Here is a 20,498-nt window from a genome sequence, read left to right as displayed (position 1 = left end):
TAGTGACTTAGTACGTGGGAAGCCGTCGTCAGCGTGTTTTTTCTGGTGCAACACGCCAGATGTCGCGTACGCACCACGCGGCTCTCGCCCCCGGCGGCCAGCGCCGCGCGTCGTCCGCAAAGGGCGGCGGCTGCTTTACAATAGCGAATTCACCGAATACCCAACACGGTTCGAACCCCATGAGCGAAGTCAAACAAATGCCGGTCGTCGAAGTCGGCGCCGAAGATCTCCCGGTCCACTGTCCGAATCCGAAGATGGAAGCCTGGAGCGCCCATCCGCGCGTGTTCATCGACGTGAGCCATGGCGAAGCGTCTTGCGCCTACTGCGGCACGCGCTACCGCCTGAAGCCCGGCGTCGTGGTCAAGGGTCACTGACCGCCAGCCTCATGACCCGACCGGCTGCGCGCGACACGTCGTTGTGATCCTGCGCGGCCCGGTCGCCTGTCTGTTTCACCGTTACGCTTAACGTTTAGAGTCTCCGCCACGATGCATAAAGCCTTGGTGATCGCCCCCAACTGGATTGGGGACGCGCTGATGGCGCAGCCGTTGTTTACCCTGCTCAAGCGTCTGCATCCGCGTCTGACCATCGACGCGATCGCGCCCAGTTGGGTCGCCCCGGTGCTGGAGCGCATGCCGGAGATTTCGCGCGTCGTCGCCACCGACCTCGCGCACGGCAAATTGCAGCCGCTCGAGCGCTACCGGCTCGCGAGCGTGCTCGCGGACGAGGGTTACGACGCCGCCTATGTGCTGCCGAATTCGCTGAAGTCGTCGCTGATTCCGTGGCTCGCGCGCATTCCGTTGCGCATCGGCTACAAGGGTGAGCAGCGCTACGGCCTGCTCAACGTGCGTCACGCCAATCCGCGCAAGGACGAGCGCCCGCCGATGGTGCGGCACTACGCTGCGCTCGCGTTCGCGCCTGGGGCCAAGTTGCCCGAGACGCTCCCCACACCGCGCATCGAAGCCGATCTGAACGAGTCGGCTCGCGTGTTCGCGCGCTTCGGCCTCGATCTACGCGTGCCGCTCGTGGTGTTCTGCCCGGGCGCCGAGTTCGGCCCGGCCAAGCGCTGGCCGCCGGGACACTTCGCCCAGCTCGCGCAATTGATGCGTCGCTCGTTCCCGTATGCGCAGATCGTGGCGCTCGGTTCGGGCAAGGACGGCGCGCTGGCGCAGCAAATCGCTGCCGACGCCCCGTTCGTGCGCAATCTTTGCGGGCAGACATCGCTCGCCGAGGCATGCGCGCTGCTGGCCCGTGCCAACGCCGTGGTGAGCAACGATTCGGGGCTGATGCACGTGACGGCCGCATTGCGTCGCCCGCAGATCGCCCTGTTCGGTTCGTCAGATCCGCGCCACACCCCGCCGCTGTCGGATCAGGCGCATATCCTGTGGCTACAATTGGAGTGCAGCCCGTGTTTTGCCCGCGAATGTCCGCTGGGTCATACGCGCTGCCTGAATGAGCTGATGCCCGAGCACGTGTTCGCGAACCTTCGCAACATCCTGCTCACGCAGCGCTGAGCCGCGTCAGTTCGATCCTGGTAACACTCAACGGTAAATCCTCATGCCACGTTTTGTCCGTCTGTTCGATGCCGCCAGTGAAACCATTACCGCCTTTTACGACGCGCTGCGCCGTGGTCAGACGGATCGCGCGATGGCGCTCTGGGCGAACGAGGATTTCGTCAGCTACATTCGCGCCGACGGCACCCGCTGGGACGGCCTGGAGCAGATCCGCAGCGGCCTGGTCGCCCAGTTCGCGCAGAGCGTGGTGCTGATCGACTCGCTGGACACGACCGAGTACGACACCGTCGGCACGGTCGTGCACACCGCCACCGAAGCCATCCGCGTCGGCACGGAAGACGCCGGCCAGACTACGGCTCAGCTCATCCACACGACTTACGTGCTGGTGCACGAGCAAGGCGACTGGCGCTTCGCGCACATTCACTCCAGCCCGTTGCCGCCGCAGGCCGTCGAGCAATTCAGTCTGATGATGCACGCGCGCCCGGACGGGCTGCACTGACCGGCACGGTACAACCATGACGGCGCGCCCCGCGACGTTTCTACCTCCGGATTACCGGCCACCCCGGTGGCTGCCCGACGGACATAGCCAGACGATTTACCCGGCGCTGCTGGGCCGCCGCCCGCGGGTCGAATTCCGTCGCGAGACATGGGACACGCCTGACGGCGACTTCGTCGATGTCGACTGGCTGGTCGCGCCACCCGCCGCCGAAAAATCCCCGCCAGCGCCCGGCGGTCTCGTCGAAACGCCGCTCGTCGTGCTGTTTCACGGACTGGAAGGCAGCTCAGGCAGTCACTACGCCCGCACCCTGATGCGTGAAGTCGAAGCGCAGGGCTGGCGCGGCGTGATCCCCCACTTCCGCAGTTGCAGCGGGCGCATGAACCGCGCGCCGCGTTTCTATCACTCGGGCGACAGCACCGAGATCGACTGGATGCTGCAACGGCTGCGCGCGCACACCTCGGGCCCGATCTTCACCGCGGGCGTGTCACTGGGCGGCAATGTGCTGCTGCGCTGGCTCGGGGAGCGCGAGGGGCATGCAACGCAGATCGTGAGCGCGGCCTGCGCGATTTCCGCTCCGCTCGATTTGCGCGCCGGTGGGCTCGCCCTCTCACATGGTTTCAACATGGTGTACACGCGCAACTTTCTGGGCACACTCAAGAAGAAGGCGCTCGCCAAACTCGATCAGTACCCCGGTCTTTACGACCGCAACCTAATGATGGCCGCGCGCGATCTAGGCGAATTCGATCATGTGGTGACGGCCCCGCTGCACGGTTATCACAGCGCGTTCGATTACTACACGCGCGCGTCGAGCAAGCCGATTCTGCCTGGCATCGAAGTCCCGACGCTCGTCATCAACGCTCGCAACGACCCGTTCCAGCCGGCCAGTGCCTTGCCCGGCGAAGACGATGTAGGACGCTTCGTCCAACTGCTGCAGCCGGCGCAAGGCGGCCACGTGGGCTTCATGAGCGGTCCGTTTCCTGGCGGTCTGACGTGGATGCCGCGCACCGTCGTCGATTACTTCCGTCAATTTCTGCCGAACGCGGCATGAGTTCGGCTTACCCCAAGGCTTGCTAATGGATGAAATCGTTCGACAGGCAATGGCCAAGTGGCCCAACGTGCCGCATTGCTACGGCTGGCTTGCGCTCGACCGGCGCGGGCAGTGGCGCATGCGTGACGAGTCGACGCAGGCCGCGGGTACGGCGGGCGATCCGATTCGTCATGCTGCGTTGATCGCGTTCATCGCACGCAATTACGCCAGCGACGCCGCCGGGCGGTGGTATTTCCAGAACGGTCCGCAACGCGTGTACGTCTCGCTCGCTTATGCGCCGTTCGTAGTGCGGCTAACCTGGGATGAGAGCGCGAACGACGGTCGCGGTGCCCCCGTGCTGACGAACCAGTTAGGGAAGCGATTCGTGCCGCAGGCGTGTCTGCTGGACGAAGACGGCAGTGTCGCGTTCGCGGGTGTCGCCGGTGATGCGGATGATGCCGGCGCATCGGGTCAAGCGGCCAGTGCGCAGCTCGCGTTGCTGCACGATCACGACATCGATCTGCTCACACAGGTGTCCGATCTGGCGCAAGCGTTCGAAGTCGGGGAAACCTCCGACGATACCGCCGATGCCAAAGGTGCGGTACGGCTGCATTGGCGCAATGGCACCTCGTTGCCGTTGGCAACCGTCCATGCGGGCACCCTACCGCAAACCTACGGATTCGAACGCGATCCTCAAGCCGACGCTCAAGGGGCATGAGCGGTTACACCGCGACGTGGCGTCGAACCTGTTCGGCCTCATCAAACACGTCGGGATATCCGTCGGTGTAGAAGCGCCCGACACCGTCGCCCGCGCCCTCACCCTGCTCGCTGAGCAAGAATCGGGGGGAAAACGGCAACACCCGCCGTGCCGAAGCGGCCGTGGCAAGTGCGAGGCGAGAATGGGACGAAAAGCGCCCGACGAGATTTCACTTCGCGGCGCAGTCGCCATACTGGCCAAGCGAGGCGATGTTCGCAATGGAGAACGTCGGAAACGCAGCCCCCGACGCTCACCCGAACTGCTTGTTGAAGTCCTTCTCGTCTTCCTTGTCTTCCCGGTAGCGACGCTGGAACTCGTGCAGTCGCGCATCGATGGTCGACATCTCGTAGAAGTCGGCGTCGCCGGCATCGCGGGCGAGTTTCAACTGGCTGACGGCCGCCATCCATTGGCCTTGCAACGCATACTGCTCTGCCAACGCGGCGTGCTGACGCGCGCGCTTGCCGTCCGCCGCCCACGCCCCAGCCAAAGCCCGCCACCAGACCGGCTCGCTACGGTAGCGCTCCACCTGCGCCTTCAGGAATTGGGTTGCCTCGGGAATCCGATGGCTCGCCACCAGCGCATCCGCGTACGCCATATCGGCCGCCTGCGAGAGCGGGAACGCGGCGCGTGCCTGCGTGGCGATGCGTAGCGCCTCATCCGGCTTGCCCTGCATGCGTGCGATATCCGAGGCCAGCACCGCCAGACTCGGCGTGCCCGGCCCGGTACCGCCGAAAGCGGCACGCGACTTCTCCAACGCGTCGCGCGCGGGCTCCCAACGGCGTTGCTTGAATTCCGCCAACGCCACGGCATACCACGCCCCGGCCACACTCGATGCCGTCTGCGAACGAATGGCCGTGCGCTGTGCATCCGCAATCGTCGCGAAATCGCTCGCCGACTTCTGCTGCAAGACGAGCGAACGCGCCCGCGCAAACGCATATTCCGGCGACTGCTCCGGCTGACGATAACCGGCGTTGCGCGAACGATTCAACATGTCCGCGATCCGGTCCGTCGTCAGCGGGTGAGTCCGCACATATTCCGGCACCCCGGCTTCGTTGATGGCGTCCGCACGTTGCAAACGCTCGAAGAAGGTCGGCATCGCATACGTGTCGAAGCCCGCCGCCTGAAGCAACTGGAAGCCGACGCGATCCGCCTCGCGCTCCGCGTCACGCGAAAAACGCAGTTGACGGTCGATGGCGAGCCCCTGCCCGCCCATCGCGATCCCCATGCCGAGGTCCGAGCTGCGTGCGCCGATACCGGCGAGCAATCCGAGCAGCATGCCGCCGAGCGCGATCCACGAGTTCTGCGCCTGCTGGCCGATCATCCGAGCAATGTGATGTTGCAGAACGTGGCCTGTCTCGTGGCCGACGACCGACGCGAGTTCCGACTCCGTGCGCGTAGTGACGATCAGTCCCGTATTGACGCCGATGAAGCCACCCGGCAGCGAGAAGGCATTGATCGCCGGATCGCGTACCACGAAGAATTCGAAGCTCTGGCTGGCGTCCAGCCCGACCTTGCGCGTGGCCGAGACGAGCTTGCTGCCCAGTGCATTGATGTAATCCGAGAGCAACAGATCGGACAGGTAATCGGGATCGGCACGAATCTCGCGCATCACCCGCTCGCCGAGCTTGCGTTCCATCGCGGGCGAAAGGTCGGCCGCCGAACTCTGGCCGAGCGTAGGCAGTCCCTGTGCGGCCGCTTGCGTCGGCACGATGACCGCCGCGATTGTCGTCGCCATCATGACGGGCAACATGACGCCCGCGAGCACACGCCGCCAGCGAGCGACATCGCCCGCACGCGAGAACACGCGATCGGGACGTTGGCGCCCCCACGTCGGCATGGGGGTGATGGCGGTGAAGGTGGTCATGCGCACGAGCTGCGGCATCGCAAAGCGTGCACGCATGGCGATGACAGACACGACGACGGCAACGACGCACGAGGCGGGAGAATCATGCAGAACATGCAGGGTGAGGCGCGGAACGAACGTGACGAACGCGTCATGGAAGTGGGCGCAGCACGGCGCTGATCATTCGGGGCTGCTGCTATGATAGCAGCCAGACGTAGACGTTCCGCAGCGTCGCACGAACGTCGAAAACATCGCCGGGCTTACCTTCACGGCTGGCACAAAGGCCCCACGTCCCCAACCTTTCCCAGCACCTTCTCAGCATCGACTCATGGCAGAACTCACCCACTTCGACACCGCCGGACAGGCTCATATGGTTGACGTCGGCGGCAAAGACAGCACGCATCGCATCGCGGTTGCGCGCGGCACCATCCAGATGAAGCCGGAGACGCTCGCGTTGATTCGCACCGGCACGGCCAAGAAGGGAGACGTGCTGGGCATCGCCCGTATCGCCGCCATCCAGGGGGCGAAGCGCACGGCCGATCTGATTCCGCTGTGTCATCCGCTGGCGCTCACCCGCGTGACGGTAGAGTTTCTGATCGACGACGGCGCGAACGCCGTGCATTGCCGCGCGCAGGTCGAGACCATCGGCCGCACCGGGGTGGAGATGGAAGCGCTCACGGCAGTACAGGTCGGCCTGCTGACGATCTATGACATGTGCAAGGCAGTCGATCGCGGCATGACCATCACCGACGTGCGCGTGCTGGAGAAGCATGGCGGCAAGTCGGGCGACTGGGTCGCGCAGGAATAAGACGAAGCCCCCGGAGGAAAGCGTCAGGCGCGGGACGTGACCTGACGCCGCGACGCCGTCCACTGCACCGCCAGAATGCTCGCGAACACCATCGCGAGCCCGACGAATGCCACGCCCCGGATCGCCTGACCGAGCCACACCCAGCCGAGCACCACGGCCGTCAAAGGACTGAGCAGACCGAGCGACGACACCGCGACCGGCGCCAGTCGCGCGATACCGCGAAACCACAGCGCGTACGCAAGCAACGCACCCGCCATCGACAAATACAGATAGCCTGCCGTTTGCCACATCGTGAGCGACGGCAGCGCCGGGTCGGCGATCCACGCCACAGGCGCCAGCATCCATCCTCCCAGCGTCAGCTGCCAGCCGGTAAGCGCGAGCACCGGCAGGCTCAGGCGCCAGCGGCGCGTCAGATACGTGCCGGTCGCCATACTCGCCGCGCCGCCCAGCGCGGCCAGAATGCCAACGGGCTCGAACACCGTGCCCGGCGACAGCAGCAGAACGCCCATGCCGATCACGCCGGCCACCGCGGCCCACACCGTCGCCGCCAGCGGCCGCCGCTGTTCCACGCCCCACGCCAGTCCCATCACCAATAACGGCTGAATCGCGCCGACGACCGCCGCCAGACCACCCGGCAATCGATACGCCGCCACAAACAGGAGCGCCTGAAACGCACCGATGTTCAGCGCCGAGAGGATCAACAGCCGCGGCCAGTCACTGCGCGCAGGCCGGCGGCGCGCGTAGAGCAACAACAGCAATCCCGACGGCAACACGCGAATCAGCGCCGCCGTGAACGGCCGGTCCGGCGGCAGCACTTGCGTCGTCACGATGTAAGTCGAGCCCCAGATCATCGGTGCCAACGCCGTGAGCAGCACATCGATCCAGCGCACGCGTGAAGGAGATAACGTCGTCATGGCAATTTATCTTCATATCAAGATAAATCGAAGTTTGGTATGATTTTGTCTTGACATCAAGACAAATGGAGTTGGGCATGGCAAATCGGCCAGTGCAGGATGCGGGGATGAAAAAGGGTTCGGATTCGGCGAGCGGCGACGCGGTCGACGCGATCCTCGCGCAATGGCATCGCGAACGTCCCGATCTGGATGTTTCGCCGATGGGCGTGATCGGCCGACTCAAACGCTGCGCAGCGCTCGTGCAGCAGCAGCTCGACGCCACGTTTGCCGAGTTCGACATGAGTGGCTGGGAGTTCGACATGCTGGCGACGTTGCGTCGCGCGGGCGCACCTTACCGGCTCGCGCCGACCGCGTTGTTTTCGACGTTGATGGTGACCTCGGGCACGATGACTCACCGGCTGCAGCGTCTGGAGGCGCGGGGCTGGATCGCGCGCGTGCCGAATCCGGACGACGCCCGCAGCACGCTCGTGCAACTCACCGAAGCGGGATTCGCGTTGATCGAGCGGGCCGTGGAAGCGCACGTCGCCAACGAACATCGCATGCTCGCCCCGCTCACGAAAGCCACGCTCATGAACGTCGAATCCGGTCTGAGCGGCTGGCTGCGTGCGCTTGAAGCGGGAAAATGACACCAGCGACGGCAGCGACGGGCAGCACGAAAAAAGCCCGCAAACGCGGGCCTTTCTCATGACGTCAAGCTATCCAGGTCGTAACGACTACGCGGCGGCAACTTTCCCAGCGCGCTGACGTTGCGGCCAGAAGTACCACACCGCCCCGACGGCTTGCAGCACAACGAGCGCCGTCCATGCCGAGATATGCCCCTGCGCGCTGTGTGCCGCGTAGGCACCGAGCACCGCGCCCACGCCGACCTGGCACAGGAAAATCAGCAGGAAAATGACGAGGGTGAGCGACGTATTGACGCGTCCGATCAGCGTGCCGTGGAAGTGCTCCGCCAGCACCGCGTACGACAGGATGCCCGTACCGCCGAAGATCCCGTAGGCGGCCCACAGCCAGACCGGGGGAATCGGCGCACGCAACATCAACAGCAACTGCACTACAACGAATAACAGCATGCCCACGCCCGAGAACGCGAACACGCTCACGCCGCGTCGTTCCAGCGAGCGGGCGGCTGCGCCGAACACCACACTGCCAGCCATCATCGCAAGCCCCACGACCGAGACGAGCGAAGCTGCCTGCGCTTGCGACAGCCCCTCGACGTCACGCATGAACGGCGCCATCCACAGCGATTGCATCGCGTAGAACACCCCTTGCGTGATGCCCGAGAGCGACGTCACTTTCCAGAACATCGCGCTGCCCAGCACCTGACGAACCCCCTTCAACGCCTCGGACAAACCGCCCTGAGCGTGCGAGCCGGGCTTCTCCGGCGCACCAAACCACAGGGCACCCGACATGAAGACCGTTAGCGCCGCCAGCCCGAAGGACACAACGCGCCAGTCCGTCAGGCCGAGCAACCAGCTCAGTGGCGTGCCAACCACCACGCCGCCCATGCCACCCACGGCCATCACCAGCCCGTTGAGCAACGGCAGACGCGCCACCGGAAACCATTGCGCCAGCGCCTTGAACGCACTGCCCAGACACACCGATACGCCAACGCCAATGAGCAGACGCCCGACCATCAGTGCACCCACGCCCTGCGCCAGACCGAACAGCGCAGCGCCGGCCGCGGCGAGCAGCAGCACAAGCGACGCCACACGGCGCGGACCGAACTTGTCGAGCAACACGCCCGCGGGCAGTTGTGCGCCGGCGAAACCGAGAAAGTAGAGGCTCGTGAGCAGACCGAGGTCGGCCGAGGAGAGGCCAAGATCCCGCGTCATGAACGGCGCGAAACCGATGTTCACGCCGCGATACACGTATGAGACGAAGTATCCGCACGCGAACAGCACGAAGATTCTGAGTGCTTTCGACATGGAGTAAACCCTAGTAAATGGCTTGGGTATCGATTGTCGGCGAAAGCCCGGACCGAAGCCAACGAAACCTTTGCGCTCGCATTGTGAGTAGAATTTGACATCATGTTCCCTCATCTCCCTCCTCTCCAATCCCTGCGTGCGCTTGAAGCCGCTGTCCGTCACCGGAGTTTTACGCGCGCCGCAGAGGAATTGAATTTGACGCACAGTGCCGTAAGCCATCACATGCGCTCGCTGGAGCAGCAATTGGGAACGGCGCTATTCCGCCGCGTAGGGGCGCGGATGATTCCGACGAGCGTTGGCGCGCGTCTGGCGGAGCGCGTTCGCATTGGCATATCCGAGCTTGACGAGGCCATGACCGAAGCCAGGGCGGGTGCCACCCCGGACGCGGCACCCGCCATCGTCCGTCTGGAAATCAGTGTGATGACCGATCTGGCCTCGCAATGGCTGATTCCGCGGCTGTCGCGTTTCAGCGAGCGGCATCCGGGCATCGATCTGGTCGTGCGAATTCACGCGGATATCTCAGCGCCCGATCCCTATTCGGTGGACGTCGGCATCTGGCATCAGCGCGTGGAGGAACCGGGATTCGTCACGCGCAAGCTGCACGACGACTTCGTGATCGCCGTCTGCCATCCCGACCTCATCGCTCGTGTGCCGGACTTCACCGTCGCCGATATCCACAAACTGCCGATGCTGCGCTTTGCCTACCGCTCCTGGCGCGATTGGCAGGTCGCCGCCGGACTGACGCCGCACGAGCCCACACGCGGACCGATCTTCGACGATTCGGGGTTGCACCTGCGGGCGGCGATTACCGGACAGGGGGTCGCCACCACGCGCAGCCTGCTGGTGCGCGATGCGCTCGCCGCCGGCGAACTGGTGCGGATTGGAGACGTGTGCGTTCCGCCGAGCCTGGAATACCACGTGAACTGGCGCGAAAACCACCCGCGCGAGCGCGCGATTCACGTGTTTTGGGAGTGGATGCAGGAGGAGATCGCGGCAATGCCGGCGCTTGCCGGTTCGCCGTTCAAGCTCAGGCGCGACGACGCAGCGGCAGATTCAAGCGCGTTGCCCGACACCGCCAGGGATGACTGAGCGCAGATCCGGTCGACGCAAAAAAACGGCAACGAATTCCGAAGAATGCGTTGCCGTTCTGGGGCTGGGCTTCCACCATCGAATCGTAATTCTCCGGTGAAGCCCGGCGACCCGGCATTCGGGGAGCCTTACGGCGCCCCGTACATGCAGTCTCTTGCGAGACTTACATGCCCATGCCCATGCCGCCCATACCACCCATGTCGCCCATACCGCCAGCCATCGGAGCATCTTCCTTCGGCAGTTCGGCAACGGCGCAGTCGGTCGTGAGCAGCAGGCCCGAAACCGAAGCGGCGTTTTGCAGTGCGGTGCGGGTGACCTTGGTCGGGTCCACAACGCCCATTTCCACCAGATCGCCGTACTCGCCGGTCGATGCGTTGTAGCCGTAGTTGCCCTTGCCGGCAATCACGTTAGCCACAACGACGCTGGCTTCTTCGCCACCGTTGGTGACGATTTGACGCAGCGGCTCTTCCATGGCGCGCAGAACGATCTTGATACCGGCGTTCTGGTCAGCGTTGGCGCCTTCGATGCCGGCAACGGCCACGCGAGCACGCAGCAGGGCAACACCGCCGCCCGGGACGATGCCTTCTTCCACGGCAGCGCGGGTAGCGTGCAGCGCGTCTTCCACGCGTGCCTTCTTTTCCTTCATTTCGACTTCGGTCGCAGCACCGACCTTGATCACGGCAACACCGCCGGCCAGCTTGGCCACGCGCTCTTGCAGCTTTTCACGGTCGTAGTCGCTGGTGGCTTCTTCGATCTGGGCACGGATCTGCTTGACGCGCGCTTCGATGTTCGCGGCTTCACCGGCGCCATCGATGATGATGGTGTTTTCCTTGCCGATTTCGATGCGCTTGGCTTGGCCCAGTTCGTTGAGCGTAGCCTTTTCCAGCGTCAGGCCGATTTCTTCGGCGATGACCTGGCCGCCCGTCAGGATGGCGATGTCTTCCAGCATGGCCTTGCGGCGGTCGCCGAAGCCCGGAGCCTTGACGGCGCAGGTCTTCAGAATGCCACGAATGTTGTTGACCACCAGCGTTGCCAGGGCTTCGCCCTCGACGTCTTCAGCGATGATCAGCAGCGGACGGCCAGCCTTGGCGACTTGCTCGAGCACCGGCAGCAGGTCACGGATGTTCGAAACCTTCTTGTCGAACAGCAGAACGAACGGGTTCTCCAGGATCGCGACTTGCTTTTCCGGGGTGTTGATGAAGTACGGCGAGAGGTAGCCGCGGTCGAACTGCATACCTTCGACGACGTCCAGTTCGTCTTGCAGCGACTTGCCGTCTTCGACGGTGATCACGCCTTCCTTGCCGACCTTGTCCATCGCCTTGGCGATGTAGTCACCGATCGAGGTGTCGCTGTTGGCCGAGATCGAGCCGACTTGAGCGATTTCCTTGTTCGTCGTGCACGGCTTGCTGATCTTGCGCAGTTCTTCGATGGCGGCAGTAACGGCCTTGTCGATACCACGCTTGAGGTCCATCGGGTTCATGCCCGAGGCGACGAACTTCATGCCTTCGCGAACGATCGACTGCGCCAGCACCGTTGCGGTGGTGGTGCCGTCGCCGGCGTTGTCGCTGGTCTTGGAAGCCACTTCCTTGACCATTTGCGCGCCCATGTTCTGGAGCTTGTCCTTGAGTTCGATTTCCTTGGCGACCGACACACCGTCCTTGGTCACGGTCGGGCCGCCGAAGCTGCGCTCGAGCACAACGTTACGGCCCTTCGGGCCCAGGGTCACCTTGACTGCGTTCGCGAGGATGTTGACACCCTCAACCATCTTGGAACGAGCGGCATCGCCGAAAACGACTTCTTTAGCTGCCATTGCATTAACTCCTTGAATACTTTACGTAGATGTCCGGGGGAGACAGACTTAGGCGGCCACGACGGCCATGATGTCTTCTTCGCGCATGACCAGCAGTTCCTGGCCATCGACCTTCACGGCCTGGCCGGCGTACTTGCCGAACAGAACGCGGTCACCCACCTTCACGTCGAGTGCGATCAACTTACCTTGATCATCGCGCTTGCCCGGGCCGACGGCCAGGATCTCGCCCTGGTCCGGCTTTTCGGCAGCAGCGTCCGGAATCACGATGCCCGAAGCGGTCTTCGTTTCGTTATCCAGGCGCTTGACAATAACGCGGTCATGCAAGGGACGAAGGTTCATTACAAGCTCCTCTTTCTCTCAGTGAGATCGTCAAAACTAAATATGCAATCATTTGCATATCTGGTGAATTCATGGCGTTAGCACTCTGCGCCAACGAGTGCTAATTATAGGGACGAGGTTTTACGATTTCAAGACGCGGGGTTTTCCCGTAGTGAAGTCTTTGCCGAGTCCGACCGCCCCCAGATGCACTTCCGAACTCTCTCGACCACGTCCAGCGCCCCGCAAGATAGCATTGGCACCAAATAAATATACTAAGTATAAGTAAATACTTAGTATTTATTTGGGTCAAATCAACTCATGAAAGCCATTCACTTCCATGCCTTTGGGGGGCCGGAAGTTCTGAAGGTCGTGAGTCTTGCCGCCCCGCACCCCGGACCAGGACAGGTTCGGATCGTCGTCCGTGCGGCCGGCGTGAACACAAGCGACTGGAAAAAGCGTCAGGGTCTGATGGATCAGGGGCTTCCCCAGACGCTGGAGTACGAGGCCGCCGGGATCGTCGACGAGCTCGGTGACGGCGTGACCGACGTTGCCCCAGGCGAGCGTGTCGTCGGGTTTTGCACCGACGGCGCCGCCCAGGCCGAGTTGGCCGTGTTGACGTATTACCGACCGATCCCACCCACGCTCAGTTTCGAGGTCGCCGCCTCGCTGCCTGCGGCAATCGAAACCGCGGCGCATGCCCTGGATCAACTGGGCGTCACTCGCGATGCCTGTCTGCTGATCAATGGCGCCACCGGCAACATCGGCGCCGCCGCCGTTCAACTCGCGCTCACGCGAGGGGCTCGCGTCATCGGCATCGCAAGCGCCGCCAGGCGGGGTGACTTGCGCTCGCTCGGCGCCGAGCCGATCGCGTACGGCGAGGGCATGCCCGATAGCGTCCGGGCGCTGGCGCCTGAAGGTGTGGACTTCGTGCTCGATGTCGCCGGGAATGGCATCCTGCCCGAGCTCATCGCCCTGACAAAGGAAACGCGGCCGGAACGCGTGATCACCGTGGCGGATTTCGATGGCGCGATGCGCCACGGTGTGCGTTTTAGCCGAGGTGACGACGGCCGCGCGCTGTACGTGCTCGCCCGGATTGGCGAGTTGGCGACGTCGGGAAAATTCAGGCTCCCTGCCGTCCGGACTGTCCCGTTCGCTGAAGTCGCACAAGCCCATCGCGTCGGTGAGGCCGGTACTGCCACGGGAAAGCGGGTCCTCACCATGAGCACTTGTCCTGCGCGGGATCAAGCCGGGGAATCGAAATGAGCCGCACGCGTCGCCCCGAAAAATTCGACCCGCCGCGCACCTCGAACGTTAGCCGCCATCACGAAAGCCCCACGCGTATCTCCCACGGAAAATGGCGATGGCTGGCACTCGTCGCGCTGAGCCTTGCCCAACTCATGGACGTGCTGGATAACACCATCGTCAACATCGCCCTGCCCTCCGCGCAGAGCGATCTGGCATTCTCCGCAGACAACCGGCAATGGCTCGTGACGCGCCGCCAGTCGCTATCCCCGCCCCCCTGAGACAGCCACGTCACACAGAGCCGGTACAATCGAGGAAAAACTCCCCCGGCAATCCGCTGCGATGATGTCTGCTTCACCTGCCCGAACTGTCCATTCCATGCTTTCATTCCGACCTGTGCGCGGTGCCCTGGCACTCGCTGCGCTAGCTGCGGTGCTGGCCGGTTGCGCCAGCTCCCGTCCGGGGGTTGCCCCGGCAGACCCGCAAGCGCCGATCGCCTCGACGACGGCCCCCGCGAACTCCACCACGCCCGCGCCTTCCGCCGAGGCGCCGCAGGCGGGCGCACCGCTGCCGTGGTGCGTGCAGACCTCCCTGCGCGAAGAAGACGACCTGATGCGCAACTTCGGCGGCATCCCCGCCGGCGTTCGCAAAATCGAGGAAACGCGCTTCATCGCCAGCTATGACCGCAGCACCGGCAAGGTTGGCCCGCTCGATAACGGCAATCGCTTCGTGATGGAGTTCGACGCGCAGGGCCACCTGCTCGCCAGCACCGATCGCGGCCGCTACGCCTACGACCCCGACGGCCGTCTGCACAGCATCAACGGGGCGCCCGTCGACTGGCAGGACGCCGACACCTGGGTCGTGCGCGCGGCCCGGCATCCGGCATGGAAAGAGCAGGTGCGTCAGGAAGACGGCCGCCTCGAATGGACGCGCAGCATGGTGTCGGGCTCGAACAGCCTGCGCCACCGCCGCCCCGGCACGCTGCAAGCGCGCTTGTTCGATGACGAGTGCTTTGCGCTCTCGCGTCAGTGGGAAGCGCCGAACGAAGCGCGTCAGGTGATCACGGCCGACGGTCGGGCGCGTCCGGCGCCGAAAATAGTGTCGTACCGCACGTTCGCGAGCGTCGAGCGCAAGCCCGACGGTGGCCGCATCGTGCGCGATAACGGCGCCGCGGCCTTCATCGACGGCCAATGGCTGCCGCTCGCGTGGGACAACGAAGTCTCGGAATATTCACCGCACCACGAGCTGGTGCGCGTGACTCGGACAGACGCCGCCACCGGCGAGCACCACGTGTCCGAGTATCACTACAAGTACGACAGCCACGGCAATATCATCCGCGTGGTCATCACCTCGCCCGTTGCCTCCGGCGACAAGTCCGGCGACAGGATCGACCCGTTTGCCAACGTCTTCGTGCGCAAGCTCACCTATTTCGAGACGACGACTGCCGCACCCGTCTCGCCGGCAGTCCCCGCAGCCGCTGCCGGCAACACACTCACGTCGGCAAAGTAAAGCGGAACGTCGCGCCCTGCCCTGCCTGACCGGCCGTATCGACCAACGTGATGCGCCGGTCGTGCAGTTGCAGGATGCGATGCACGATCCGCAACCCCAGCCCGCCCTCGCGACGCGCGCCGCCCACCGTAAAGGGCCGCTCGAAGAGGCCTTCGCGCGCGCTCTCGGGAATGCCCGGTCCGGTATCGCTCACCCGCACCTCGATCTCCATGCCCACCGGTGCCACCGCCACCGTAATCTCTCCGCCGCACGGCGTGTAACGCAGCGCGTTTTCCAGCAGATTCGTAAACACCCGCTCGATCAAGCCAAGGTCGGCCCGCGCCGCCGGGATCTGCGGCGCGAGTTGCGCGCGTAGCGCAACGCCGCGCGATTCGGCGCTCAACTCAAACTTCTGGAAGACGTCCTGAATCAGATCCGTCACGGAGAACGGCTCCGCCTCGGGCTGCACGAAACCATGCTCGAGACGCGCCAGTTCGAACAGCGATTGCGCCAGCGCACCGACCTTGCGGCTCTGATCGAGCGCGATGCCCAGATAGCGCCGCCGCTCGTCGGGCGTGAGCGTAGCGTCCTTGAGCGAGAGTGTTTCCAGATAGCCGTGCAGCGACGAGAGCGGCGTACGCAGATCGTGCGAGATATTGGCGATGAGTTCGCGCCGCTCCTGATCCTGACGCGTCAGCGTTCGCCATTGCGTCCCCAACCGCTCGACCATCTGACGGAAAGCACGCTCCAGCACCATAATTTCGTCGTTCGGACGCGCCTGCCGCGACGCCGTCTCTTCGGCCGAGGGCGTCGATGAAATGGATACCGCAGGCAACGGCGTCGGCGCGGCATCGATGTCGAATTCGCGCACGGTATCCGTCAGGTGCCGCAACGGCCGGGTGATGAGCGCGAATGCTGTCAGACCCGCTATCAGGCACAGGGCCGCCACCAATCCGATCGACCACAGCGCGGTGTTGAGCGCGGCACTCGTCGCACCGCGCGCGGCGAACCGGTCGTGCGCCTCGCCCAGCAACACGACATAGATGTAGCCGACCTCGCGGCCATCCACTCGCAGGGGAGCAGCGCTGAAGACTTTGCGGACGTCGGCGTTACGTGGGTCGTCGCCATAGATCGGCAACGCCTCGCCGTCGAGCAACCGATGCACCGGCCCGAGATCGACCTGCATGCGTCGCAGATGCCCCTCCGGTGCGGCGTGACCGGTAATGCGCCCCTGCTCGTCGAGCAGGTACACCTCGACGCTGGGGTTCACGACCATGAGTTGCCCGAACAGACGCCTCACGGCATCGGGCTTCATGCCGTTCGAATCCATGAGTTGGGCATTGGCGGCGATGTGTTCCGCGAGCCCGCGCGAGAGCCCCTGAATCACTTCGGCCTCGTGCATGCGGTTCGCCCGCACCTGCATCCATGCCGACGTGCCGCTGCAGACCAGCAGCAGCACGGCAAAGACGATCGACAGGCGCTGCGTGAGCGTGAGATTCCAGCGGCGCATCATGCGGCTCCTGCATCGGTGCTCTGGCCTTCGGGCGCACCGTCGTTCGCGAACTTGTAGCCACGGCCCCACACCGTCAGGATGCGGGTGGGCTGCGCCGGATCGGCCTCGATCTTGGCACGCAGCCGGTTGATGTGCGTATTGACGGTGTGCTCATACCCCTCGTGCTGATACCCCCACACAGCGTTAAGCAGGTCCATGCGAGAGAACACCTTGCCGGGCTGACGGGCGAAGAAGTACAGCAGATCGAACTCGCGCGGCGTGAGATCGAGCAGCTTGCCGCCCAGCGACGCCTCGCGCGCTATCGGATCGATGAACAACCCGGCAATTGCCAGACTGCCCGCCTCCATGCGCGCGTTGCGCGCGAGTGCATCGACCCGCCGCATGAGCGCCTTGACCCGCGCCACCAGCTCCAGCACCGAGAACGGCTTGGCCAGATAGTCGTCCGCGCCGAGCTCCAGCCCGAGAATCCGGTGGACCTCGCTCGACCGCGCGCTGGTGATGATGATGGGCGTATAGCGGGTCATCTGCCGTGCGCGACGACAAATTTCCAGCCCATCGACGCCGGGCAACATCAGATCGAGAATCAGTGCGTCCCAGCCGCCCTCGGCCAGACGCCGCAGGCCCTCGTTGCCGTCGGCGCAATGCACGACTTCAAAGCGCTCATCGCGCAGATGCAGCGTGAGCAGGTCAGCGATATGCACGTCGTCTTCGACGAGCAGGACACGGCGCGGCGATTCCATCGGAGGGACGACTCCCGGAAAGTCAGTCTTGAAGGCCCCCATTGTGCGCAGTTCACGCCTCGGGAGGTATCACGAATTGTTTAATTTTACGTGAGGACTTTGCCATCGCTGGCGCACTACCCTTGAGTCATCGATCTGGCGCGGATCCCCTCTGTGCCGTACCACCGCCGTGGCGCTCCCCAAGTCTCGCCACGGCGGGGCCAGCCCGCGTCGGATCGTCCTACTGACCGGAGGATGTCATGAGATTGTCCGATTTGTACCCGCCCAAGCCGCCCGGGGCGTCGCAGCCGACGAATTCGGCCCAAGCGGCCCAAACTGCCCGCGCCGTCGCCGCAAGTGAGCGCCCGGCGCCGTCGCGCCGTGTGTTCCTGCTAAGCGCCACGGCGGCCGCCGCCGCCGCGGCCGGGCTGGTGCCCCGCCTGGTGCGCCCCGCGCGAGCCGATGACACCCGCCACGCCAGCGCCCCGGAGCATTTCGAGGTCGCCTACAGCGACGCCGAGTGGCGCAAGCGTCTGACGCCCGCCCAGTACCAGATCCTGCGCGAAGCAGGCACCGAACGCCCGTATTCCAGCCCGCTCAACGACGAACACCGTGCCGGCACGTTCGCTTGCGCCGGTTGTGCCCTGCCGCTCTTCTCGTCGCGCACGAAATTCGACAGCCATACCGGTTGGCCGAGCTTCTGGACGCCGCTCGATAACGCCGTCGGCACGCATACCGACACCACCTTCGGGATGGTGCGCACCGAAGTCCATTGCCGTCGCTGCGGCGGCCACCTGGGCCATGTGTTCGACGACGGCCCCAAGCCCACCGGCCTGCGTTACTGCATGAACGGCCTCGCGATGACATTTCATCCGCAAGCCGCCTGAACAATCTGAATGCACTGAACACCCCGACAGTGCCGGCCCCTCGCGGCGCCGGTTCCGATTCACGACTAGCCTATAAGAACCCGCGACGCCCCGACACCGGACGTCGCCCAAGGAGCGCTTCATGACCTTGCTCATCCTTGCCTACCTCGGTGGGATTCTGACGATCGTCAGCCCGTGCATATTGCCGGTGCTGCCGTTCGTCTTCTCGCGTGCGGGCCAGTCGTTCTCGCGCAGCGTACTGCCCATGCTTGCCGGTATGGTCGTGATGTTCGCGCTCGTCGCCACGCTCGCCGCCGTCGGCGGTAGCTGGGTCGTGCAAGCCAACCAGTACGGTCGCTGGCTGGCGCTCGCCCTTGTGGCGATATTCGGTGCAACGCTGCTTTTCCCGAAGCTGGCCGAACGGCTCACGCATCCGATCGTGTCGTTGGGCAACCGCCTGACGCAATCTGCGCAAGGTGACGGCGCCACTACGGCCGGCGCCGCCAAGGGCACCGGCCCCGGCGCATCGTTCCTGCTCGGCATTGCCACCGGCCTGCTCTGGGCCCCGTGCGCTGGCCCGATCCTTGGTCTGGTGCTCACCGGCGCAGCGCTGCAAGGCGCAAGCGTCGGCACCACGCTGCTGCTGGTCGCCTACGCGGCGGGCGCGGCCACATCGCTTGCTCTGGCGCTGCTCGTCGGCGGACGCGTTTTCGCCACCATGAAACGCTCGCTCGGCGCCGGCGAGTGGATTCGCCGGGTACTCGGCGCACTGATGCTCGCGGGCGTCGGCGCCATCGCTCTGGGTCTCGACACCGGTGTGCTCGCCCGGATTTCGACCGCCTCGACCGGCGGCATCGAGCAACGGCTGGTCGACCAGTTGGGCGCGCGCCGTAACGATGCGGGCAATACGAACAATACCCCCGATACCGCCGATGCCGCCGATGCCGCCGATGCCGCGGCCAACGCACCGGCGCAGCACACCGCGGCCGCCGACGCCAGCAACGCGATGGTGCGCACGACCGAAACCGAACCCGCTCCGCTCCCGGTCGAAGGCCAGTTGCCCTCGCTCGACGGCGCCGTGCAGTGGCTCAATTCCCCGCCGCTCACTGCGCAAGCGCTTCGCGGCAAGGTCGTGCTCGTCGACTTCTGGACGTACTCCTGCATCAACTGCCTGCGCACGCTGCCGTACGTGAAGGCCTGGGCGCAGAAGTACCGCGACCAGGGGCTGGTGGTCATCGGCGTGCATGCCCCCGAGTTCGCCTTCGAGCGCGACATCAATAACGTGAAGAAGGCGGTGCACGATCTGGGCGTCGACTACCCGGTCGCCATCGACAACAACTACGCCATCTGGCGCGGCTTCAACAACCAGTACTGGCCGGCTCACTACTTTATCGACGCACAAGGCCGCGTGCGCTACCACCACTTCGGTGAAGGCAATTACGCCGAATCGGAGCGCGTGATTCAACAGTTGCTGCGCGAAGCCGGCGCCAAACAGGTCGCAAACGGCATTACCGACGTCAAGGCCAGCGGTATTGAGCAAGCGGCCGATATGGGCGACGTTCGCTCGCCGGAAACCTATGTCGGCTACGAGCGCGCGGAAAACTTCGCCTCGCCGGGCGGCGCCGTGCAGGACAAGGCCAGCGACTACCGTGCCCCGTCGATGCCGACGCTCAATCACTGGGGGCTGGCGGGCGGCTGGAAGGTGGGACCGGAGCAGGCCACTGCCACGCAAGCCGGAACCCGCATCATCTACCGCTTCCACGCTCGCGATCTGCACCTCGTGCTCGGCCCGGACGCCAACGGCAAACCCGTGCGCTTTCGCGTGACGCTCGACGGCGAAGCCCCGGGCGACGCCCATGGCACCGACGTTGCCGTCGATGGCAGCGGCACCGTCACGTCGCAACGGCTCTATCAACTGGTTCGCCAGACGGGCGACGTACGCGATCGCACGTTCACCATCGAGTTTCTCGATCCGGGCGTGTCGGCCTACGCGTTCACGTTCGGTTGATCTCCACGTGGGTCACGCCTTGACGACGCCGACAACAAGCCCCTCGATCAACCCTCAGGTCCCCAGCCCTCGCACTCAGCACTCAGCCCTCAGTTCTCATCTCAGTCCTCAATCCTTTAACCAAGCCGCTATTGACTGCCGCAACCAAGGCGTCTCGCGAC

20 protein-coding genes are annotated in these 20,498 nt (G+C 64.6%); 13 read left to right on the top strand and 7 right to left on the bottom strand.

Annotation, left to right across the window (positions count from 1 at the left end):
* Positions 1-179: 179 nt before the first annotated feature.
* From ACIPHM_RS14600 to ACIPHM_RS14580, 5 genes are all read left to right on the top strand, one after another.
* Positions 180-374 (top strand): zinc-finger domain-containing protein, encoded by a 195-nt coding sequence (locus ACIPHM_RS14600; protein WP_400329228.1) that lies wholly within the window; start codon positions 180-182, stop codon positions 372-374.
* A 111-nt stretch (positions 375-485) separates the two neighbouring features.
* Positions 486-1,511, top strand: a complete 1,026-nt coding sequence (gene waaF / locus ACIPHM_RS14595; RefSeq protein ID WP_400329225.1) for a lipopolysaccharide heptosyltransferase II — start codon at positions 486-488, stop codon at positions 1,509-1,511.
* Between the two features lie 43 nt (positions 1,512-1,554).
* On the top strand, positions 1,555-2,010 hold the full coding sequence (locus ACIPHM_RS14590) for a nuclear transport factor 2 family protein (protein ID WP_400329223.1): 456 nt from the start codon (positions 1,555-1,557) through the stop codon (positions 2,008-2,010).
* A 16-nt stretch (positions 2,011-2,026) separates the two neighbouring features.
* On the top strand, positions 2,027-3,058 hold the full coding sequence (locus ACIPHM_RS14585) for a YheT family hydrolase (RefSeq protein ID WP_400329220.1): 1,032 nt from the start codon (positions 2,027-2,029) through the stop codon (positions 3,056-3,058).
* 25 nt (positions 3,059-3,083) lie between these two features.
* Positions 3,084-3,755: a DUF2946 family protein gene (locus tag ACIPHM_RS14580; RefSeq protein ID WP_400329217.1), complete on the top strand. Its 672-nt coding sequence runs from the start codon at positions 3,084-3,086 to the stop codon at positions 3,753-3,755.
* A 289-nt stretch (positions 3,756-4,044) separates the two neighbouring features.
* Here the strand turns inward: ACIPHM_RS14580 and ACIPHM_RS14575 are convergent, their stop codons facing one another.
* On the bottom strand, positions 4,045-5,658 hold the full coding sequence (locus tag ACIPHM_RS14575) for a M48 family metalloprotease (protein WP_400329214.1): 1,614 nt from the start codon (positions 5,656-5,658) through the stop codon (positions 4,045-4,047).
* Positions 5,659-5,965: 307 nt separating this feature from the next.
* Between ACIPHM_RS14575 and moaC the strand changes: the two genes are divergently transcribed.
* Positions 5,966-6,445, top strand: a complete 480-nt coding sequence (moaC, locus tag ACIPHM_RS14570) for a cyclic pyranopterin monophosphate synthase MoaC (RefSeq protein ID WP_400329212.1) — start codon at positions 5,966-5,968, stop codon at positions 6,443-6,445.
* Between the two features lie 23 nt (positions 6,446-6,468).
* Here the strand turns inward: moaC and ACIPHM_RS14565 are convergent, their stop codons facing one another.
* Positions 6,469-7,359, bottom strand: coding sequence for an EamA family transporter (locus ACIPHM_RS14565; protein WP_400329209.1), 891 nt, complete (start codon positions 7,357-7,359; stop codon positions 6,469-6,471).
* 77 nt (positions 7,360-7,436) lie between these two features.
* Between ACIPHM_RS14565 and ACIPHM_RS14560 the strand changes: the two genes are divergently transcribed.
* Entirely contained in the window at positions 7,437-7,985 is a 549-nt protein-coding gene (locus ACIPHM_RS14560; RefSeq protein WP_400329206.1) for a MarR family winged helix-turn-helix transcriptional regulator, read from the top strand.
* Positions 7,986-8,072: 87 nt separating this feature from the next.
* On the opposite strand, the gene ACIPHM_RS14555 is transcribed toward ACIPHM_RS14560, so the two are convergent.
* Positions 8,073-9,284: a nitrate/nitrite transporter gene (locus tag ACIPHM_RS14555; protein WP_400329203.1), complete on the bottom strand. Its 1,212-nt coding sequence runs from the start codon at positions 9,282-9,284 to the stop codon at positions 8,073-8,075.
* A gap of 102 nt (positions 9,285-9,386) precedes the next feature.
* Between ACIPHM_RS14555 and ACIPHM_RS14550 the strand changes: the two genes are divergently transcribed.
* On the top strand, positions 9,387-10,373 hold the full coding sequence (locus tag ACIPHM_RS14550) for a LysR substrate-binding domain-containing protein (protein ID WP_400329200.1): 987 nt from the start codon (positions 9,387-9,389) through the stop codon (positions 10,371-10,373).
* A 163-nt stretch (positions 10,374-10,536) separates the two neighbouring features.
* Here the strand turns inward: ACIPHM_RS14550 and groL are convergent, their stop codons facing one another.
* A complete protein-coding gene (gene groL, locus ACIPHM_RS14545) occupies positions 10,537-12,183 on the bottom strand; it encodes a chaperonin GroEL (protein WP_400329198.1) in 1,647 nt (548 codons plus the stop codon).
* 48 nt (positions 12,184-12,231) lie between these two features.
* Positions 12,232-12,522 (bottom strand): co-chaperone GroES, encoded by a 291-nt coding sequence (groES, locus tag ACIPHM_RS14540; protein WP_010808449.1) that lies wholly within the window; start codon positions 12,520-12,522, stop codon positions 12,232-12,234.
* A gap of 297 nt (positions 12,523-12,819) precedes the next feature.
* Here groES and ACIPHM_RS14535 point away from each other — a divergent pair, with 297 nt between their 5' ends.
* The 3 genes from ACIPHM_RS14535 (at position 12,820) to ACIPHM_RS14525 (ending at position 15,252) form a co-directional block, all read left to right on the top strand.
* Entirely contained in the window at positions 12,820-13,764 is a 945-nt protein-coding gene (locus tag ACIPHM_RS14535; RefSeq protein ID WP_400329193.1) for an NADP-dependent oxidoreductase, read from the top strand.
* Positions 13,761-14,024: an MFS transporter gene (locus ACIPHM_RS14530; protein ID WP_400329190.1), complete on the top strand. Its 264-nt coding sequence runs from the start codon at positions 13,761-13,763 to the stop codon at positions 14,022-14,024. The genes ACIPHM_RS14535 and ACIPHM_RS14530 overlap by 4 nt, the downstream gene beginning before the upstream one ends.
* Before the next feature lie 97 nt (positions 14,025-14,121).
* Complete coding sequence (locus ACIPHM_RS14525) at positions 14,122-15,252, top strand: hypothetical protein (RefSeq protein ID WP_400329187.1); 1,131 nt, start codon at positions 14,122-14,124, stop codon at positions 15,250-15,252.
* Here the strand turns inward: ACIPHM_RS14525 and ACIPHM_RS14520 are convergent.
* Together ACIPHM_RS14520 and ACIPHM_RS14515 are read right to left on the bottom strand one after the other, a co-directional pair.
* Positions 15,236-16,744, bottom strand: coding sequence for a sensor histidine kinase (locus ACIPHM_RS14520; protein ID WP_400329185.1), 1,509 nt, complete (start codon positions 16,742-16,744; stop codon positions 15,236-15,238). The genes ACIPHM_RS14525 and ACIPHM_RS14520 overlap by 17 nt on opposite strands.
* Positions 16,741-17,484, bottom strand: a complete 744-nt coding sequence (locus ACIPHM_RS14515; RefSeq protein WP_400329183.1) for a response regulator transcription factor — start codon at positions 17,482-17,484, stop codon at positions 16,741-16,743. Before ACIPHM_RS14515 ends, ACIPHM_RS14520 begins: the two co-directional genes overlap by 4 nt.
* A 239-nt stretch (positions 17,485-17,723) precedes the next feature.
* Between ACIPHM_RS14515 and msrB the strand changes: the two genes are divergently transcribed.
* Complete coding sequence (msrB, locus tag ACIPHM_RS14510; RefSeq protein WP_400329180.1) at positions 17,724-18,350, top strand: peptide-methionine (R)-S-oxide reductase MsrB; 627 nt, start codon at positions 17,724-17,726, stop codon at positions 18,348-18,350.
* A 121-nt stretch (positions 18,351-18,471) separates the two neighbouring features.
* A complete protein-coding gene (locus ACIPHM_RS14505; RefSeq protein WP_400329177.1) occupies positions 18,472-20,337 on the top strand; it encodes a cytochrome c biogenesis protein DipZ in 1,866 nt (621 codons plus the stop codon).
* Positions 20,338-20,498 lie beyond the last annotated feature (161 nt).

It is taken from the genome of Pandoraea sp. NPDC087047 (assembly GCF_044745225.1).
Taxonomy (GTDB): domain Bacteria; phylum Pseudomonadota; class Gammaproteobacteria; order Burkholderiales; family Burkholderiaceae; genus Pandoraea.
Note: the sequence above shows the minus strand (reverse complement) of the source record. Positions and strands in the feature narration are given on the sequence as shown.

What these genes read in the sequence shown, in the direction of transcription:
- ACIPHM_RS14600 (WP_400329228.1), top strand. Translation starts at nt 180, where the DNA reads ATGAGCGAAGTCAAACAAATGCCGGTCGTCGAAGTCGGCGCCGAAGAT.
- waaF (WP_400329225.1), top strand. Translation starts at nt 486, where the DNA reads ATGCATAAAGCCTTGGTGATCGCCCCCAACTGGATTGGGGACGCGCTG.
- ACIPHM_RS14590 (WP_400329223.1), top strand. Translation starts at nt 1,555, where the DNA reads ATGCCACGTTTTGTCCGTCTGTTCGATGCCGCCAGTGAAACCATTACC.
- ACIPHM_RS14585 (WP_400329220.1), top strand. Translation starts at nt 2,027, where the DNA reads ATGACGGCGCGCCCCGCGACGTTTCTACCTCCGGATTACCGGCCACCC.
- ACIPHM_RS14580 (WP_400329217.1), top strand. Translation starts at nt 3,084, where the DNA reads ATGGATGAAATCGTTCGACAGGCAATGGCCAAGTGGCCCAACGTGCCG.
- ACIPHM_RS14575 (WP_400329214.1), bottom strand. Translation starts at nt 5,658, where the DNA reads ATGACCACCTTCACCGCCATCACCCCCATGCCGACGTGGGGGCGCCAA.
- moaC (WP_400329212.1), top strand. Translation starts at nt 5,966, where the DNA reads ATGGCAGAACTCACCCACTTCGACACCGCCGGACAGGCTCATATGGTT.
- ACIPHM_RS14565 (WP_400329209.1), bottom strand. Translation starts at nt 7,359, where the DNA reads ATGACGACGTTATCTCCTTCACGCGTGCGCTGGATCGATGTGCTGCTC.
- ACIPHM_RS14560 (WP_400329206.1), top strand. Translation starts at nt 7,437, where the DNA reads ATGGCAAATCGGCCAGTGCAGGATGCGGGGATGAAAAAGGGTTCGGAT.
- ACIPHM_RS14555 (WP_400329203.1), bottom strand. Translation starts at nt 9,284, where the DNA reads ATGTCGAAAGCACTCAGAATCTTCGTGCTGTTCGCGTGCGGATACTTC.
- ACIPHM_RS14550 (WP_400329200.1), top strand. Translation starts at nt 9,387, where the DNA reads ATGTTCCCTCATCTCCCTCCTCTCCAATCCCTGCGTGCGCTTGAAGCC.
- groL (WP_400329198.1), bottom strand. Translation starts at nt 12,183, where the DNA reads ATGGCAGCTAAAGAAGTCGTTTTCGGCGATGCCGCTCGTTCCAAGATG.
- groES (WP_010808449.1), bottom strand. Translation starts at nt 12,522, where the DNA reads ATGAACCTTCGTCCCTTGCATGACCGCGTTATTGTCAAGCGCCTGGAT.
- ACIPHM_RS14535 (WP_400329193.1), top strand. Translation starts at nt 12,820, where the DNA reads ATGAAAGCCATTCACTTCCATGCCTTTGGGGGGCCGGAAGTTCTGAAG.
- ACIPHM_RS14530 (WP_400329190.1), top strand. Translation starts at nt 13,761, where the DNA reads ATGAGCCGCACGCGTCGCCCCGAAAAATTCGACCCGCCGCGCACCTCG.
- ACIPHM_RS14525 (WP_400329187.1), top strand. Translation starts at nt 14,122, where the DNA reads ATGCTTTCATTCCGACCTGTGCGCGGTGCCCTGGCACTCGCTGCGCTA.
- ACIPHM_RS14520 (WP_400329185.1), bottom strand. Translation starts at nt 16,744, where the DNA reads ATGATGCGCCGCTGGAATCTCACGCTCACGCAGCGCCTGTCGATCGTC.
- ACIPHM_RS14515 (WP_400329183.1), bottom strand. Translation starts at nt 17,484, where the DNA reads ATGGAATCGCCGCGCCGTGTCCTGCTCGTCGAAGACGACGTGCATATC.
- msrB (WP_400329180.1), top strand. Translation starts at nt 17,724, where the DNA reads ATGAGATTGTCCGATTTGTACCCGCCCAAGCCGCCCGGGGCGTCGCAG.
- ACIPHM_RS14505 (WP_400329177.1), top strand. Translation starts at nt 18,472, where the DNA reads ATGACCTTGCTCATCCTTGCCTACCTCGGTGGGATTCTGACGATCGTC.